The following is a 17,466-nucleotide window of genomic DNA, read 5'->3' on the forward strand; positions in this document are numbered from 1 at the left end:
GTCTTCGCCTCAGGACCCGCCGGCGTCTACCACAAGTACCAGACCAACCCCACCAGTTGGTCCGGCTGGGACCCCACCGGCGGCCCCGCCGACTCCCAGCTGACCAGTGAGCGTTCGCCGGACGGCCGGGTGGAGGTGTTCGCGATCAACGGCAGCACCGCACAGCACATCTGGCAGACCGGCGTCAACGCGCCGTACGGCCAGTGGGACACCTTCGGCACCGGCGGCACCGAGATCGGCGCGGCTGGCAACGCGGACGGCCGGATCGAGGTGTTCGGCTCCAACACCGACGGGGTCCACCACCGCTGGCAGACCGGGTTCTCCACCTGGTCCGACTGGGCCTGGCTGAACACCACCCCCGGACCCGCCGTGCCCTGACAACGCCCTGGAGCACAGCGATGCACCCGATCGGCAGGCGTGGCCTGCTGTGGGCGGCCGGAGCGGGAGCACTCGTGCTCCCGCTCGCGGGCCGTACCGCGCCAGTGGCATCCGCCGGCCGCCGCCGGACCCCACCCGTGGGTCGGCGGCGGCCGGCGGCCGTGGGCCGCCTTCGGCGACCGCCCGGCGGCACCGCCGCGTTCGGGGGCGCCGATGCCCTGAGCGCGGGGGCGCCGATGCCCTGACCGAACACCCGTGCACTCCGCTGCCACCTTGTCAAGTGGCCTGCGGCTCCGGTTTATTGTCGTACGCGAAGAGGTACCGTTCGTCCGTCCGACCTGAGCCGGCACGGCACGCGGGACGGTGTGCGGGGACGGTGTGCGGGGACGGTGTGCGGGGACGGTGTGCGGGGACGGAGGCGCGGTGCGCGGGACGGGGCAGCGGTGAGCGGGATCGTCGTCCACCTGCCGGCGGGGAACGGCGACACCCCGGTGACCTTGCGGCTCGGCCCAGGAGAGCGGGCGCGCTTCGGTCGCGGATCCGCCCACACCCCGGTGGAGCTGCGGCTCGGCGACGAGTCGGTCTCCCGGCTGGCCGGTGAGATCCACGCCACCGACGACCACTGGCAGTTGAGCAACCTCAGCAACACCCACGCCTACCTGGTGGAGAACCCGGAGGGCGCCGGCGAGTACCTGCGGGTGCCACCACGGCGGGTCGGCGCGCCGATCCCCTTCGAGTTCTCCCGCGTGGTGCTGCCGTCCCGGCGGGAGACCCCGCTGTCCTTCCAGGTGTTCGCACCCGACCACGTCTACCTGGACCCGGACACCCGCGGCGGCTCCCGGGAGAGCCGAACCATGACGGCGTACTCGCTGGACGAGACCGCCACCTACTTCCTGGTCCTGGTCGCGCTCTGCGAGCCGTGGCTGCGCGACCACTCCCCCGCCGCCGTTCCCACCACCCCGCAGGTGGTCGCACGGCTGCACGGCCACCCCGCCTGCGCCCGGCTCACCGCCCGCGCGGTCAGCTCGCACCTCGACTACCTCGCCGACGAGAAGCTCCGCATCGACCTGCCCGACGGCGACCGAGCGGACCGCCGCGGCGGCAAGCGTGAGGCCGTCGTGGGGATCGCCCTGAAGTTCGGCATCGTTCGCGAGGAGCACCTCGCGCTCCTGCCGGGCCCTGGCCCCGGCCCCGGCCGGTCCGGACGATAGGGAGGGCGGCGATGCTGCAAGATCCGGCCTTCCCCGTGGACAGCGAGGAACTGCTGCCGGCCGGCCATAGGGTCGGCGAGTGGACCGTCACCGGGCCGATCGGCGAGGGCGCCTGGGCCACGGTGTACGCCGCCCGACGGACCGACCACCGGACCGAGGGCGGGAACGACCGCGGGAGCGACCACCGGACCGACCGCGAGACCGACGAGCCGGACGACACCGTCGCCCTCAAGGTGCTGCCGACCGCCGGACTCGCCCCCCGCCAGGCCCGCCAGGTCGCCGAAGCCGCCCGGCGCGAAGCCGAGTTGGCCCGCACCGCCCCGCACCCCCGGCTGGTACGGCTGCTCGACACCCTCGTCCTGGCCGCCCCCGACCAGCCCTCGCTCGACGGCGCGATCGTCCTGGTCATGGAGCGCGCCCGGTGCACCCTGCGCGACCTGCTCGCCACCGGCGTCGACGAGGCCGAGGGCGCCCGGATCGTCACCGGCATCTGCGAGGGCCTGGCCCACCTGCACCGCTCCGGCTGGGTCCACACCGACCTGAAACCGGAGAACGTCCTCGTCGGCGCCGACGGCGAGGTCCGGCTCTCCGACTTCGGCCTCGCCATCGAACTCACCGGCACCCACGGCCACGGCGCCCCGATGGGCACCCCCGACTACCTCCCGCCGGAGCGCTGGCGGGAGCCGCTCGGCGAACACGGCGTCAAGGTCCGTACCACCGACGACATCTGGGCGCTCGGCATCGTGATCCACGAGGTCTTCGCCGCCGGCGGCCGACCGTTCCCCGGCACCACCCCCACCGCCCGCTGCGCCGCCGCCCAGCAGTACGCGGAAGGCCGCGCCGCCCTGCGGCTGGCCGCGGCCGTCCCCCCGTTCTGGCGCGCCCTGGCCGCCGACTGCCTCGCCCCCAGCCACGCCGCCCGCGCCCCGCACACCGCGGAGATCCTGCTCGGCCGCATCCGCGCCCACCGCCCCGACCGGCGCCCGCACCGCCCCCGCCGCCCGTACCGGCGTCCTCGCCCGCGCACCGCCCTGCTGGCCCTGGCCTCCTGTGCCACGGCCGCCGCCACCGTCACCGCCCTGTGGCCGCACCCGGGACCGCCCGGACGACTCGCCCACGTGCGGGTCTTCAACGCCGAACGCGGCTGCCAGGACCGCACCGACCGCGACCCCCAGTGCAGCCTCGGCCTCGCCGTCGACCCCCTGCGCCCCTACACCGCCGACAACGTCGTCCCCGAGCGGGTCTGGCACGACGACACCCTCGACGCCGACTGCCAACTGCCCGCCGGCCTCCCCGTCATCAACGAGGAGGACCTCACCTCCACGCTCTGGTACCGCATCCGTCTGCCGGGCTCCTCCACCACCGCGTGGCTCCCCGCCGTCCGCACCAGGGACCGCCCCGCCCTGCTCCGCTGCCCGTGAGCGCCGCCGGCCGTGAGCGCCGCCGGCCGTGAGCGCCGCCGGCCGGGCCACCCGCCGCTCGGCCGGCCCGCGTTGGGGGTGCCCCGCTGCTCGGGCTCGACGGCGCCGCCGTCACCGAGCAGCGGATGAACCTCCCTCTCCGGAGGACGGGGGTCAGGGAGCGGGTGACCGCCTGCCGGCCGCTCCGGCGGCGCGTTGGCAGAGCTCGACGAGGGAACCGAGGAACGGGCCGCCGTAGGCGCGGGCGGCGGCGCAGGGGTCCGTGTCGGCGGTGGTGGCCTGGCCGGGCGGCCGAGCGGCGGAGGGGGCGGGCCGCGGTCGGTGGTGAGCGCCCGGGAAGTGCGGCCGCTGACCCGGCCGGGCACCGTCCTCACCCGGCTCGGCGGCCGGGGTTTCCTGCTCGTCGGTGGGCGCGGCGTCCGGCGTGGGGACGGGCTCCGCGGCCGTCGGCTCCGGCGGGGGCGGCGCGGGGACCGGCGCCGGGGAGGGCGACGGCGCGGAGTGCTTCAGGGCCCCCACGACGGCGGGGGCGACCGGCTGGTCGTCGAGCGCCGGTCGCGGGCCCATTCCGAGGTAGGCCCGCGGGCCGGCGTCCGCCGCCCCCGAGAGCAGTGCCGTCGCCAGCACGACCGCGACGACGGCGCCACGCCCGAACGCCCGGACCGGGGACGGGCAGAGGGGCGGACGCCCGGCGCCGGCGTCCGCCGAGGGCTCGGACTCCAGCAGTTCCACCCGGCGCCGGCAGACCTCCGCGTTGCGTGAAGCCGCCCACTGCTCGGACGCCCCCTGGTCGGCCCACGCGGTGGCGGTCCCGGTGAACAGGTCGGCCGCCAGGCCCGGGTCCCCGCCGACCGCCGCGACGTACGCCCGCACCTCCTGCGCGCGCAGCGCCTCCGGGTGCGTGGCACCGCGCTCCAGGGCGACGTGCTGATGGAGCTCCTCGGCCAGGCGAGCGGCGAGAACCGTTTCGCCGACCTCCATGGCGCCCCGGATCAGGGCCACCCTGGGGGCGTAGGCGGCGGGCGGCTTCTCGGCTGCCGTCCTTGACGACGTGTCGGTCGGATCGGTCATGGGCCCCTCGCAGGTGGTCTCCGAACGATGGATCACGTCACCTATACCGGTCGGGGCCACCCGGCGGCCGGTCCGCGGTCGTCCCTTCGGGTGAAACCGTCAACGAGCGATCGGACGCCGTCCGAGGTTCCGGCCGCCCCGATCGGCCTCCGGCCGGGGCGCGGTGGGCCGCCGTAAGGCCTGCGATCGGCCTCCCGTCGGCCTCCCGTCGGCCTCCGGTCCGCCCGGCGGCCGACCGGCGCGCCCGTAACGGCTCCGCGCCGGGTTCGCCGCTTCGAGTGACAGGCCGACAGCAGGGGCACACGTCCGACCAGCGGTGGACCCGTCCGCGTCATCGGGTCAGCGGACCACGCCGGAAAGGTCCAGTCGCTCCATGCGGTCGAGGCACAGTTCATGAAAGCGAACGAAGTCACAGCGGCTCTTCCGTCGGCCCCGCCGGGCCGGGGAAATCCGCTGGCGCGAGACTCGCCGGGCCTTGATCCTGGTCACCGTGTCAGAACCCAAGCAGCAGATCCGCGCCCTCCACACGGCGTCCACGGTGACCGTCTACCAGGCGTACCGGCCTGAGATCGGCCTGCCCGCCGCGCGGGACGATCGGTTTCCGGCGGCGTGGAAGAGGGAGCGGATGACGTGGATCAAGCCGTCGTTCCTCTGGATGATGTACCGCTGCGGGTGGGCGCGGAAGGAGGGGCAGGAGACCGTCCTCGCGATCGAGATCACCCGCGAGGGCTTCGAATGGGCCCTGGAGAACAGTTGCCTGTCCCACTACGAACACGGACTGCACTCCGACCGGGCTTCCTGGAAGCGCGAGTTGAAGCGGTCCCCGGCCCGGGTGCAGTGGGATCCCGAACGGGATCTGCACCTCCGGCCGCTGGCCCATCGGTCGCTTCAGCTCGGCCTCGCCGGCGAGGCGGCTGGGCGGTACGCGGACGAGTGGATCGTCGCGATCGACGACGTCACGGCGCTCGCGCACACCATTCACGCCCACGTGCGGGACGGGGACCTGGACGCCGCGCGGAGGCTGCTTCCCGCCGAACGACCGTATCCGGCGGGCGACACGCTGCTGACCCACCTGGGTTGCTGAGCCGGTACCGAGAACGCGACCGGGGGCACCAGGAACTGTCGGATCGGTGGCTCCGAGTCGGCTGTGTCGAGCAAGGACAGCCCTGCCGGGCGGGGCCTCGGGGCTGTCCGACGGCGCCGTGGGAGGACGGGTGCTCCCGAGGCGGTCGCAGATGCAAGGGGCGACCTGGGGGCGTCAGTTCCCGCTCGGGAACTCGCCCGCCTGGATCGCGGCGATGGAGCAGGCCCCTCATGCCGAGCACCTCGTCGGCTCTTTCGACCGCGCCAGAAGTCGACCCCGCCGACTTCCCGCGCACTCAGCCGACTTCCCGCGCACTCAGCTGACGGGCCGGGCGGAAACCGCCGTGCGCGAGTGAGCTCCGTGCGCGAGACTGCCCGGATGGACATGGGCAGAGACACGGTGGCGGAGCTGGTCGGACAGGCCCTCGAGGCGCCTGACCGGCACACGGGCGAGGACCTGCTGCGGCGCGCCGCCGAAACCGACGCTCACGGCGCGGTGGCGCGCGCGGTCGACCTGCTCCGGTCGCCTCAGCCACCGGACCGGGCCCTGGGCTGCGATCTGCTGGGGTTCGCGAGCGACGCCCACGAGGACGTCCGGGCCGAAGTCGCCGTCACCCTGACCGCCCTGGCCGCTCGGGAGCCCGACCCCGACGTCCTCTGCTCGCTGGCACGCGCCCTGGAGCAGACCGAGGACCCCCGTGCCGCACCCGTCCTGGTGGCTCTGGCCGAACACGAGGACTCCGGGGTGCGCCAGCGGACGGCCATCGCGCTCGGCGGCTTCGCCGACGGGCCGCCCGACGGGCCGGAAGTCCGCGCGCTGGTCGCCCTCACCCGGGACGCGGACCCGGACGTACGCGACTGGGCGACGTTCTCGCTCGGTTTCCAGTCCCGGGCCGACACTCCGGCGGTCCGGGCCGCCCTCTGGGAACGGACGCGGGACTCCGATCCGGACGCCCGCGCGGAGGGCATCCGTGGCCTGGCGCGGCGGCGCGACCCGCGCGCCGCCGCGCTCCTGCGCGAGCTGCTGGCGGACCCCGACGGCGCCGAGGTGCTCACCTTCCGGGCGGCCGAGATCCTGGGCGCCCCCGAACTGCTGCCGCTCCTGGAGGACTACGCCCCGGACGACCACGGGGTCGCCGAGGCCGTCGCCGCCTGCGATCCGGCGCGCAGGGCCCGGCACGACGAGGCCGCCTGGACACTGGTGCGCACGCTGGAGCGGCTGCGGCCCGAACTGGCGCCCGCGGTCTGGGCGACCCGCTGCGAACCCGGCCTGACCCTCGGCCTCGGCAGCGGCCCCGACGCACCGGTCTACGACGTCGCCGCACTGCTCGCGCGGGCGGACGGCGATCCCCAGCGGGCGGCCGAACTGGTGGGCGGTGACCACCCGTTGGCAATCGGCCGCTGAGCACTCCTGACGAAAGTGCCGGCAGCGGGGCGAGGTCGGCCACGTCATCGCGGGCGAAACCCGGCGACGTCGGCGACCTTCCCCGGGATACTGGTCGCCCATGGATGAGGTCGAAGTCGTCGTCGCCCATTCCGAGCGTGCGACTCTGCGGGTCGGCGACGTGTTCCTGAAGGTGGACGCCGACCAGGCGCGCATCGACGTCGAGGTCGAGGCGATGTCCCTGGCGCCGGTCCCGACCCCGGAGGTCCTGTGGCGCAAGCCGCCCGTGCTCGCGCTCGCCGCGGTTCCGGGGACGACGCTCGGGCGCCTCGGTGGGCCGTCGACCGGGTCGCCGGCGGCGTGGGCCGCGGCGGGCGCCGCCATCCGGAAGCTGCACGACGCGCCGCTGCCGTCCTGGCCGGGACGGGCCGGGCGGAGCATCACCGCGCTGGCGGCGGAACTCGACGACGAGTGCGAATCCCTCGTGACGGACGGCGTCCTGCCCGCCGACCTGGTCACCCGCAACCGCCGGGTCGCCGAGGCCGCACTCCGGCCCTGGTCCCCGGCGTTCACGCACGGCGACCTGCAGATCGCGCACGTCTTCGTCGACGGCGACGAGGTCACGGGCATCATCGACTGGTCCGAGGCGGGCCGGGGTGACGCCCTGTACGACCTCGCCACCTTCACGCTCGGACACGAGGAGCACCTCGACGACGTCATCGCCGGCTACGGCACCGACACCGGCGTCGACGTCGACGTGATCCACGCGTGGTGGTCGTTGCGCAGCCTGCTGGCGGTCCGCTGGCTGATCGGGCACGGCTTCGACCCCTACACACCGGGCTGTGAGGTCGACGTGCTGAGATCCCGGATGTGAAGCCCTCGATATCCGCCGGCCACTCCCGGAACACCCCGAAGCCGGGAACGTGAGAAGTCGGCCCCGCCGACTTCCTTTGCGCGGGGTGGTGCGCGGCACGGCACAAGGGGCCGTGGGAACGACTGTTCACGGATTCGTGGAGTGCCGCACCCGGGTGCTGGCCCCGGCGTCGAGGAGACGGCAAGGTACCCGGCCATCGAACCGTCCCTGCTCGGCATGACCCGGGACTACGCCGCCTTCGCCTGCCTCTTCGGCGTCCGGGATCTCAGGGACCACTGGCGGCCCGTCGCCGCGGGGGGCGGGGCGCGCTCGTGTTCCCGGGCCGGCCTCTGGGGCCGGGCCGTCGGAAGTCAGCGGGCAACCGAACAGACCGGGGCACAGTCGGACCGATTCGGGCGGGATGGGACGATACCTGCCATGTCAAGCACGTCTTCCCTGGTCCGGGTCACCGATGCCCCGCCCGAACCGCTCCGCCGCCTGCTCCTCGACCTCGGCGAGGCCCTGCTCGGCGGCGGCCTGCCCGTCCATGACGTCGAAGAGGAACTCCACTGGCTGGGGCGGGCGTTGGGGGCTCCGGAGGTGCGGGTCGCCGCGCTGACCAACGGGCTGTTCGTGTCGCTGGACGCGGACGGGGCCACCCGGTTCCAGCCGGTCGGCGGCGCGCTGCGGTTCGAGCAGACGGCCGACGTCCTCCACCTGGTGCACCGGCTGCGGACGGGCGAGCTCGACGGGCCCCGGGCGCTGGCCGAACTGGACCGGATCCGGCGGGCGCCGGCCCGCTGGCCCGCGTGGGTGGCGGATCTCGGGGCGCTGCCGGTCGGCGTGGGGGTCTGCCTCTTCCTCCAGCCGGCGGCGGCGAACGTGCTGGCGGCCGGGTTCGGTTCGCTGATCGTGGTGGGGCTGACCGTGCTCGCCCGACGGCTGCCGTACCTGCGGCCGCTGCTGCCCGTCACGGCCGGCTTCCTGGTCGCCCTGCTGGTCCTGGCACTCGCGCGGGCCTCGCTGCTGGAGGGCCCGCTGCGGACGATCGTGGCCACCCTGGCGATCCTGCTGCCGGGCGGGCTGCTGGTCACCGGGCTGTCCGAGATCGCGGCGGGCGCGGCCAGCGCGGGCACGGCCAGGCTGGTGTCCGGCGCGGTCCAGCTGGCGCTGTTCCTCGCCGGGGTGGCCGCGGCCGCGACGGCGATCGGCATGCCGGCCACCGCGCTGGCCAACGTCCAGGTCGCCAAGCCCAGCTGGTGGGTGATCGCGCTGGGGTTGGCGATCGCGGTGGCCGGCGTGGTGGTCAACGTCCACACACCGCCCTCGGCCATCCCGTGGATCGTCGCCGTGATCGCGGTCAGCGTGACCGCCCAGGTGGCGGTGGGGTCGGTGCACGGCGCGGCGATAGGCGGCCTGGCCGGGGCGGTCGCCGCCGCGGTCGCGGCCACCCTGGTGCACTGGCTGCCGGGCGGTCCGCTCTGGCAGGTGCTCTACCTGCCGGCGTTCTGGATCGTGGTGCCGGGCTCCTTCGGTCTGTTGAACACGGCGCAGATAGAGGTCGGGAACGGGGCCCAGTCGGTCCTGGCGGCCGTGTCGGCGGTCTTCGGGGTGTCGATCGGCACGCTGATCGGCGCGGTGATCAGCCGGATCCCCCGCCCCTCCCGCGCCGTGCTGCTGTCCCGGGCCTGACCCGGGGCGGCGGCACCCCGGCCGGGATGGGTGGCGGATTCGGGTCCGCCACCCATCCCGTCAGGCGTGGCGCAGGGCCTCGGTGAGGCGGCGGCCCGCCTCGACGACGGCCTGGGAGAGCTGGGCGCCGGGGTGGCGGGTGAGCCGTTCGATCGGGCCGGAGACCGAGACCGCGGCCACCACCCGGTTGGACTGGCCACGGACGGGCGCGGAGACGGAGGCGACCCCGAGTTCGCGCTCGCCGACGGACTGCGCCCAGCCCCGGCGGCGTACGCCGCTCAGGGCGGTGGCGGTGAAGCGGGCGCCCTGCAGCCCGCGGTGGAGGCGCTCGGGTTCCTCCCAGGCGAGCAGGATCTGGGCGGCGGAGCCGACCTTCATGGGGAGGGTGATGCCCACCGGGACGGTGTCCCGCAGGCCGGTGAGGCGTTCGGCGGCGGCCACGCAGATCCGTACCTCGCCCTGCCGGCGGTAGAGCTGGGCGCTCTCGCCGGTGAGGTCCCGCAGCTGGGTGAGGACCGAGCCGGCCGCGGCCAGCAACCGGTCCTCGCCGGCGGCCGCGGCGAGCTCGCCGACCCGGGGGCCGAGCATGAACCGGCCATGCACGTCCCGGCTGACCAGACGGTGGTGTTCGAGTGCGACGGCCAGCCGGTGGGCGGTGGGGCGGGCCATGCCGGTGGCCGCGACGAGGCCGCCGAGGGTGGCGGGGCCCGCCTCCAGGATCCCGAGGATCGAGGTGACCTTGTCGAGCACGCCGACGCCGCTCGTGTTCTCCATGGGTGGGGTACTCCAGTCTCAAGGCCCGGGAGCAGCGGGTCGGCGCTGCTCACGGCGGCTCCTGGCGGGGAGCCGGGGGGTGGTCAGCGAGGACGGGCCGCGGAAGTCGGCCGATTGCCTGCGCCGGGCACGAGACGGGTACGCGAAAGCGCCGGGGCGGGAAGCGCCCGGGCGAAGGACAGCACAGAGAGCACCGTGTCTCCTCATCTTTCCCGCGCCACATTGGCGACAGGCCGGAGTTGGCACTGATCCCGGACGGCACGGCGCGTACTTCGGACGCCGGGTCGAACGGGGAGTTGCCGGGGCTTCGTAGGGCCGGTCCCTCCACCCCTCTGGATGATTCGCCAGGAACGATACAAGACTCCCCGGGCCCGCTGCCAAGCCCCCCTGCTCTCGACGGCGGGCGGGGCGGGCCCGCTCAGCGGTGGCGCGGCTCCGACAGTCCGGTGCGCGGGGCCGGGTCCGGGCCGCCGGGGGCGGTGGTGTCCCAGGCCCGCAGCGCGGCGAGGGCGGCGGCGCGTTCCGGCGCCGTCGGCCGGGTGCCCTCGGCGCCGAGCAGGTAGTCGGCGACCGGGGTGAGCAGCAGGGTGGCGCCGCCGGCCGGGAGCAGCAGGGCCTCGTCCCACTGGTGCCGGATGACGGTGCGGCGCAGCAGGGTGCCGTGGCGCAGCAGGGTCCCCCCGCGCGGCCGGTGCGCGCGGGTGAGGGTCCGGCGGCGGCGGAGTTCGGGGCCGACCTCGGCCTCCAGGACGGTGCGCACGTCCCGCAGGGAGCCGAGCGGCACGTGCTCGGCGGCGAGGTCGAGCAGGGCGGCGGCCTCCGGGGCGAGCCGGTAGGCGGCGAGGACCGCGGCGGTCTCGGCGGGGTCGAAGGGCTGTCCGGCGAGCTGGGCCACGTCGATCACGTCGCCGGTCAGGAAGGTGCGCGCGAGCCCCTCCTCGGCGAGGGCGATCAGGCATTCCACGTGTTCGTCGGCGGCCAGGTAGGGGCGGACGGGGACGGTGGCGAGGTCGCCGGTGAGGGCGGCGGTGGCGACCCGCACCTGGTACCAGGGGTCGAGCAGCGGGTCCTCGGCCGGCCAGCGCAGGGTGACGGCGGTGTGCCGGGGCCGCTCGCCGAGCAGGGTGACCTCGACGGACTCCACCGGGTGGTCGGTGACCAGACGGTTGACGGCCTGCCAGAGCGTCGCCTCGGTGGGGCTGACGAGGCTGAGCCCGCCCAGCGGCCGGGGCAGGTCCGGCGGGTAGTAGCCGGCCAGGGGGAGGTCCCGGATCGGGCGGACACCGGTGGCGTCGGCGAGGTCGCGGGCGACCCGGGCGTAACACTGGGCCCGGTCGCGGGCGCGCTGCAGCTCGGCCCGGGCGTGCCCGCCCATCCGCACGCCCTCGCGGGAGAGCGCGGCGAGCACCAGGTACGGGAGGTGGCGGTCGGCGCGGGCGCGGTGGAGCAGTTCGGCCGGCCCGGCGGCCGGGTCGACGTCGAGCAGCCGGTGGAGCAGGTCGCTGGTCAACGGGTCGGTGCCGGACGAGGCGGTGTCGGGCCGGTCGGTGTGCAGCAGGTCGGTGTCCATGGGCGTCCGCCTCCGAGAGCCGTGGGGGCGCCCGGGCGGCGGCCGGGCGGCCGGGGACGTGGCGGGTCCGACGGCCGGGGCCTGGCCGGCGGCGGGTGCCACACCACCGATTGTGGTGACGGCCGATCAACACCGGATCACCACCGGGTCGACGATCTCTCGACACCACGCCCGGTGGCGTGGGTTGATAGGGGCTCATCAAATCGGGGGACGGCACGTGCGCGGGCGGGGGCGAGCACATGAGGCGGGCAGGTGCAGTCATGGATGAATTCCGGTTCTCGGTGCTGGGACTGATGAGAGCGCAGCGCGGCACGACCGCGCTGAAGGTGGGCAGCCCCCAGCAGCAGGCGATGCTGGCGGTGCTGCTGCTCCGGCCCGGGCACGGCGCGAGCGCCACCGACCTGATCGACGCCCTGTGGGGCGAGGAGCCGCCGGGCACCGCGATGACGACGGTGCGCACGTACGCCTGGCGGTGGCGCAAGGTCCTGCACGGAGAGGAGCCGGACGCGCCGACGGTGCTGACCTCGGTCGGGGACGGCTACCGGCTGGTGCTGCCCAAGCACGCGGTGGACGCGGCGCAGGCGGAGGAACTGGCGGGGCAGGCCGAGCGTACGGCGGCGGCCGGGGAGCCGCAGCAGGCGCGCGACCTGCTGAACGAGGCGCTGGAGCTGTGGCAGGGCGAGCCGCTGGCGGGCATCCCCGGCCCGTTCGCGCAGCGCCAGCGCCAGCGGCTGCAGGAGCTCCGGCTGACCCTGCTGGAGGAGCGGATCGCGCTGGACCTGGCGCTGGGCCGCTACTCCCGGTGCATTCCGGAGCTGACCTCGCTGACCACCGAGCACCCGCTGCACGAGCGGGCCTACGGGCTGCTGATGCGGGCGCTGTACCAGGCCGGACGGCAGGCGGACGCGCTGGCGGTGTTCCGGGGCGCGCGTCAGCTGTTCCTGGCCGAACTGGGCGTGGCGCCGGGGGCGGAGCTGGACCTGCTGCACCAGCGGATCCTGGAGGGCGACCCGTCGCTCGCCGCCCCGGCACCGGCCGTCGCGCCGCGGTCGGCCCCGCCCGTCTCCGTGCCGCCGGCCTCCGTCCCGCCCGGCTCCGGAGCGGCGGAGCCCGGCGCGCCCGGCGCCGAGTCGTCGGACCCGCGCGCCAAGGCCCGGGCGGCAGCGGACGCACCCGTCGCCCCGGCCGGGAGCGGCGCCCCCAGACCGGCCCAACTTCCGCCAGACGCCGCGGACTTCACCGGACGTACGGCGCTGGTCGAGCGGCTGGGCGGGGCCCTCGGCGCACCGGGCCAACAGGCGCTGGCGATCGCGACCGTGGTCGGCATGGGCGGGGTCGGCAAGACCGCGCTGGCCCTGCACGTCGCCCACCGGGTCCGCGACGCCTACCCGGACGGGCAGCTCTACGCGGACCTGCGGGGCGCCGACGCCACCCCGGCCGATCCGGAGGCGGTGCTCTGCGGCTTCCTGGTGGCGCTCGGCGTGTCGGCCGACGCGGTGCCGGACGGCCTGGACGCCCGCTCGGCGCTGTTCCGCTCGGTGGTGGACGGCCGGCGGCTGCTCCTGGTGCTCGACAACGTCCACGACACCGCGCAGATCAGACCCCTGCTGCCGGGCGCGGTCGGCTGCGCGGTGCTCACCACCAGCCGCACCCGGCTGTCCGGCCTGCCCGCGACCGTCCAGGCCGACCTCGGCGTCTTCGAGCCCGAGGAGGCGCTCGAACTGCTGGGCCGCACCATCGGCGCCGAGCGGCTGGCCGCCGAGGCGGAGGCCGCCCGGGAACTGCTGCTCATGTGCGGGCACCTCCCGCTCGCGGTGCGGATCGTGGCGGCCCGGCTGGCCGCCCGGCCGAGCTGGACGGTACAGACGCTGGGCCGCCGGCTGGCGGTCGAACGCCGCCGGATCGACGAGCTGCGCATCGGCGACCTGGAGGTCGGGGCCGCCTTCGAGCTGAGCTACCGCCAGTTGACACCCGCCCAGGCCAGGGCGTTCCGGCTGGCCGCCTCGGTGGACGGCCCCGACCTCGGGCTGCAAGCCGCGGCCGCCCTGCTGGACCTGGACGAGTACGACGCCGAGGACCTGCTGGAGGCCCTGGTGGACGTGGCGATGATGGAGTCGCCGTTCCCCGGCCGCTACCGCTTCCACGACCTGCTGCGCGCGTTCGCCCGGCGCCGTCCGGACGATCCCGGCGCGGCCGTGGCGGCCCGCGACCGGATGCTGGACCACCTGCTGGCCACCGCGTGCACGGCCTTCCAGCACGCCGTCCCCGGGGACCCGGCGGCCGGGGCGCTCGGGCCGGCCCGCGGTGCGGGCGTCCCGCTGGACGGCCCGGACGGGGCGCGGGCCTGGGCCGAGGCGGAGGGCTCGGGGGCGATCGCGCTGGCCGCGCAGGTGGCGGGCTGGACGATGACGAACGACGGCACCGAGGGTTCGGCCCCCGACCCGCTGGGCGCCGCGATCGACCTGCTGATCGCGCTCACGCCGTTCCTCCTCGCCCCGCCCAGCCGCCAACTGGCCACCACCGCCGAGGCCCTGGCCGCCGCCGCGGCCCATCGCGCCGACCACCGGGCAGCTGGCCGGGCGCACTTCCTCCGCGGCAACGTCGCCCTGGCCACCACCCGGCTGGAGGAGGCGGAGGTCGCCTCCCGGCTGGCGGTGGCCGCCTCCCGCGAGGCGGGCGACACGGTGATCCTGCGCCAGGCGCTCAACGACCTCGGCCTGGTCTGCCAGTTCCTCAGCCGCTACGACGAGGCCGTCGGGCACTACGACGAGGCACTGCTGCTGGCGCGCGAACTCGGCCACCGCTCCGGGGCGCTGGTGACGACGGTGAACGCCGCGCTGGCGCGGGTGCGCAGCGGGCGGGCCGCCGAGGCGGTGCAGATCTGCCACGAGGCGCTGGCCGAGCTGCGGACCCGCAACGACGATCCGGGCCGGGCGTACACGCTGTACGTGCTGGGGCTGGCGCTGCACGGGCTGGGGCGGCACGAGGAGGCGGTCACCTGGTTCGGCGAGTGCCTGGCGGTGGCCTCGGCGGCCGGTCTGCGGGCCCGGGCCGGGCACGCCCGCTACCGGATGGCGGACAGTCTGCGCTCGCTGGGCCGGACGGACGAGGCGCTGGAGCACGCCGGGCGGGCGCTGGAGCTGTGCGAGGAGCTGGGCGCCGAGCGGGACCAGGGCCACGCGCTGGTGGTGCTGGGGCGGACGCTGGCCGACCTCGGGCGGGGGGCCGAGGCGGACGTCCGGCTGCGGGAGGCGCACCGGATCTTCGTGCGGCTGGGGCTGCCTGAGGCGCGGGAGGTGGCGGGGCTGCTGCCCCTGGGGGAGGGTTCGGCCGCGTCGGGCCGGTCGTTGCCGGGTGGGCGGCGGGCCGCCGACCGGCTGTCCTCGGGCTGCTGAGGAATCGATCCTGCGGGCGGTTTCCTCGCTGAGCTCAGGAGCCGGTGCTGCTCCAGGAGCCGGTGCTCAGGAGCCGGTGCTGTTCCAGTCGCCGGTGCTGCCGTGCCCGGTGCTGGTGGGGGTCGGGGTCGGGGTGGGCGTCGCGTCGCCGCTCACCACCGCCGCCGTCCCGCTGTCCACCGTCTCCGCCACGGCCGCCGTGGCGGAGAGGCCGGCGCCCAGGGTGAGGGCCACGCCGAGGCCGACCGTGAACAGCCGGAGGCGGGTGCGGGTGGTGGCCGGACGCTGCGTCATCTCTGCTGCTCCCTTGGCTCGCTTCCCTGGTGGGAAGGGGTTCCGTCGTGGTGTGGCACCAGTCTGGCCGGGAGCGTTCAACGGCCGATCTACGGCCGAGCACCGGTGATCACCAGGCATCGCCAGGGATCACCGGTGCCCGGCACCGCCCGATCCGGCGGCTCAGGCCGCCGAACGGATCTCCAGGGTGCAGCACTTCACGCTGCCGCCGCCCTTGAGCAGTTCGCTGAGGTCCATCCCGATCGGCCGGAAGCCGCGCTCCCGCAGCCGCGCCGCCAGGCCGACGGCCGCCTCCGGGAGCACCACGTGCAGGCCGTCGCTCACCGCGTTGAGGCCGAACACCCCGGCGTCGGCCCCGTCCACCAGCAGGGCGTCCGGGAACAGCCGGCGCAGGACGGCGCGGCTGCCGGCCGAGAAGGCCTCCGGGTTGTACATGATCTCGTCGCCGTCGAGCACGGCGAGCGCGGTGTCCAGGTGGTAGTAGCGCGGGTCGACCAGCTCCAGACCGACCACCGGCCGGCCGAAGAACTCCTGGGCCTCCGCGTGCCCGTCGGCCACGCTGCGGAAGCCCCGTCCGGCCAGCACGTGGCCGGCGGTCAGCAGGAGGTCCCCCTCGCCCTCGTTGACGTGCTCCGGATCGCGGGTCTCGAAGCCCCGGGCGCGGAACCACTCCAGGTACGCCGGGCCCTCGGCCGCCCGCTCGGCGTTGCGGAAGCGAGCGCCGAGCACCCTGCCGTCCACCACGGTGGCGCCGTTGGCCGCGTACACCATGTCGGGCAGGCCTGGCAGCGGGTCGATCAGGTCGACCCGGTGGCCGAGTTCGCCGTAGAGGGCGTACAGCCGCTCCCACTGGGCGACGGCGAGGTCGGTGTCCACCGGCTTGGCCGGGTCCATCCACGGGTTGATCGCGTAGCTGACCTCGAAGTGGGTCGGACGGCACATCAGGTAGTGGCGCGGACGGGCGGTGCGGGTCATCGGGGCCTCCGGGTGACGGCAGGTGGGACGGGAGGTGCGGCGGGGAGGTGGGGTGGTGCGCTCAGGCGGCGGGGGCCGACGGCCGGGTCGGGAAGTCACGCAGTCCGCGCAGCGGGCTGGCCAGCAGCACCCCGCCGGCCGAGAGCAGCACGCCCGCCATCAGCCAGATGGTGCCGCGCGCGCCGATCGTCTCGCCGAGCCAGCCGCCGAGCAGGGCGCCCACCGGGATCGCGCTGTAGTTGAGGGTCGCGGAGCTGGCTCGGACCCGGCCGATCAGCTCGGGCGGGCAGTAGGCCTGGGAGAAGCTGCCGGCCAGGACGTTGCCCGCCACCACGCCGCAGACCGCGACGGCCCAGGCGAGCGCGCTGACCACGAGCGGCAGCCGCTCCCCCGCCAGCGGCAGCAGCAGGATGAAGGGCGCGACCACCAGCTCGCAGACCAGCAGCCCGCGCGCGGTGCCCAGCCGGCGGGCGATCCGCCCGGCCAGCATCGCGCCGGCCAGCCCGCCGACGCTCACCAGGGCGAACACCGCGCCGACCGCGCCCGGTTCGATCCCCACGCTGCGCACCAGGAAGACCGTCTGCACCGCCTGGATGCCGTTCAGCCCCAGGTTGCCGACCGCCGCGAAGCAGGCGAACGTGCGCAGGTACGGGTCACGCAGCAGGAACCGGACGCCCTCGCCGATCTCCCGCGGGATGCCGCGCCGCTCGGACACCGGCGGGGGGCGCTCCTCCGTCCTGATCCGCCGCAGGAAGACCGCCGACACCAGGTAGCTGAGCGAGTCGGCGAGCATCCCGCTGGCGGCGCCGAGGGCCTGGGCGAGCAGACCGGCCACGCCAGGGCCGGCGATCTCCGCCGCCGACGCCCCGGAGCGCAGCTTGACGTTGGCCTCCAGCAGGTCGGCCTTGGCCACCAGGGTGGGCAGCACCGCCCCGTAGGCGGTGGAGAAGAACACCTTCACCGCCCCGGTCAGCAGCGCCACCACCACCAGCTGGGCGAGCGAGAGCGCCCCCAGCCAGGCGGCCACCGGGACGCTGCCGAAGAGGACGAGCAGCAGCAGGTCACAGACCAGCATCACCCGCAGCCGGGGCCAGCGGTCCACCCAGGCGCCGGCCGGCAGACCGAGGAACAGCCAGGGCAGCCAGGCGGCGGCGTTGACCACGCCCACCGCGAGCGGTCCTGCGCCCAGGGTGACCACGGCCACCAGGGACAGCGCCACGCTCCCGACGGCCGTACCGAGGGTGCTGGTGGTCTCACCGATCCAGAGCCGGCGGAAGTCCCCGTGGGCCCACAGGCCCCAGCGGCCGCGCGGGCCGTCCGGCGGGGCGGCCGGGGACTCGATCGGGACGGTGGTGGTCATCGCGG

General features: G+C 75.5%; 13 protein-coding genes, 1 pseudogene and 1 riboswitch. Of the genes and pseudogenes, 8 read left to right on the forward strand and 6 right to left on the reverse strand.

Annotated elements, in window-relative coordinates; genetic code table 11:
- The 3 genes and pseudogenes from ACWDBB_RS00910 to ACWDBB_RS00920 all read left to right on the forward strand — a co-directional run.
- Positions 1–378: pseudogene (locus ACWDBB_RS00910) on the forward strand (peptidoglycan DD-metalloendopeptidase family protein); the annotation flags it as partial.
- A 443-nt stretch (positions 379–821) separates the two neighbouring features.
- Complete coding sequence (locus tag ACWDBB_RS00915) at positions 822–1,589, forward strand: serine/threonine protein kinase (protein ID WP_449787579.1); 768 nt, start codon at positions 822–824, stop codon at positions 1,587–1,589.
- A gap of 11 nt (positions 1,590–1,600) precedes the next feature.
- Positions 1,601–3,010, forward strand: coding sequence for a serine/threonine-protein kinase (locus ACWDBB_RS00920; RefSeq protein ID WP_449787580.1), 1,410 nt, complete (start codon positions 1,601–1,603; stop codon positions 3,008–3,010).
- Between the two features lie 153 nt (positions 3,011–3,163).
- Here the strand turns inward: ACWDBB_RS00920 and ACWDBB_RS00925 are convergent, their stop codons facing one another.
- Complete coding sequence (locus ACWDBB_RS00925; RefSeq protein WP_449787581.1) at positions 3,164–4,081, reverse strand: hypothetical protein; 918 nt, start codon at positions 4,079–4,081, stop codon at positions 3,164–3,166.
- A 490-nt stretch (positions 4,082–4,571) separates the two neighbouring features.
- On the opposite strand from ACWDBB_RS00925, the gene ACWDBB_RS00930 reads away from it, so the two are divergent.
- The 4 genes from ACWDBB_RS00930 (at position 4,572) to ACWDBB_RS00945 (ending at position 9,093) form a co-directional block, all read left to right on the forward strand.
- Positions 4,572–5,165 carry a DUF4291 domain-containing protein gene (locus ACWDBB_RS00930; RefSeq protein ID WP_449787766.1) on the forward strand — a complete coding sequence of 198 codons (594 nt, stop codon included), beginning with the start codon at positions 4,572–4,574 and terminating at the stop codon, positions 5,163–5,165.
- 378 nt (positions 5,166–5,543) lie between these two features.
- Entirely contained in the window at positions 5,544–6,569 is a 1,026-nt protein-coding gene (locus ACWDBB_RS00935) for a HEAT repeat domain-containing protein (protein ID WP_449787582.1), read from the forward strand.
- 100 nt (positions 6,570–6,669) lie between these two features.
- The gene (locus tag ACWDBB_RS00940) at positions 6,670–7,422 is read left to right on the forward strand and encodes a phosphotransferase family protein (protein ID WP_449787583.1); all 753 of its coding nucleotides are present in this window, start codon (positions 6,670–6,672) and stop codon (positions 7,420–7,422) included.
- A 417-nt stretch (positions 7,423–7,839) separates the two neighbouring features.
- Entirely contained in the window at positions 7,840–9,093 is a 1,254-nt protein-coding gene (locus ACWDBB_RS00945) for a threonine/serine exporter family protein (protein WP_449787584.1), read from the forward strand.
- Between the two features lie 60 nt (positions 9,094–9,153).
- Here ACWDBB_RS00945 and ACWDBB_RS00950 read toward each other — a convergent pair whose 3' ends face one another.
- Positions 9,154–9,867 carry an IclR family transcriptional regulator gene (locus ACWDBB_RS00950; RefSeq protein WP_449787585.1) on the reverse strand — a complete coding sequence of 238 codons (714 nt, stop codon included), beginning with the start codon at positions 9,865–9,867 and terminating at the stop codon, positions 9,154–9,156.
- Between the two features lie 200 nt (positions 9,868–10,067).
- Positions 10,068–10,210, reverse strand: a riboswitch (SAM riboswitch).
- A 75-nt stretch (positions 10,211–10,285) separates the two neighbouring features.
- Positions 10,286–11,437 (reverse strand): hypothetical protein, encoded by a 1,152-nt coding sequence (locus ACWDBB_RS00955; protein WP_449787586.1) that lies wholly within the window; start codon positions 11,435–11,437, stop codon positions 10,286–10,288.
- Between the two features lie 260 nt (positions 11,438–11,697).
- Between ACWDBB_RS00955 and ACWDBB_RS00960 the strand changes: the two genes are divergently transcribed.
- Positions 11,698–14,832, forward strand: coding sequence for an AfsR/SARP family transcriptional regulator (locus ACWDBB_RS00960; RefSeq protein ID WP_449787587.1), 3,135 nt, complete (start codon positions 11,698–11,700; stop codon positions 14,830–14,832).
- Positions 14,833–14,898: 66 nt separating this feature from the next.
- Here ACWDBB_RS00960 and ACWDBB_RS00965 read toward each other — a convergent pair whose 3' ends face one another.
- The 3 genes from ACWDBB_RS00965 to ACWDBB_RS00975 all read right to left on the reverse strand — a co-directional run bounded on the left by ACWDBB_RS00965 (position 14,899) and on the right by ACWDBB_RS00975 (position 17,461).
- A complete protein-coding gene (locus ACWDBB_RS00965; RefSeq protein WP_449787588.1) occupies positions 14,899–15,126 on the reverse strand; it encodes a hypothetical protein in 228 nt (75 codons plus the stop codon).
- Between the two features lie 162 nt (positions 15,127–15,288).
- Positions 15,289–16,101, reverse strand: a complete 813-nt coding sequence (ddaH, locus tag ACWDBB_RS00970; RefSeq protein ID WP_449787589.1) for a dimethylargininase — start codon at positions 16,099–16,101, stop codon at positions 15,289–15,291.
- A gap of 61 nt (positions 16,102–16,162) precedes the next feature.
- Positions 16,163–17,461 (reverse strand): MFS transporter, encoded by a 1,299-nt coding sequence (locus ACWDBB_RS00975; RefSeq protein ID WP_392876490.1) that lies wholly within the window; start codon positions 17,459–17,461, stop codon positions 16,163–16,165.
- Positions 17,462–17,466 lie beyond the last annotated feature (5 nt).

The sequence above is a fragment of the Kitasatospora sp. NPDC001095 genome, from assembly GCF_053598615.1.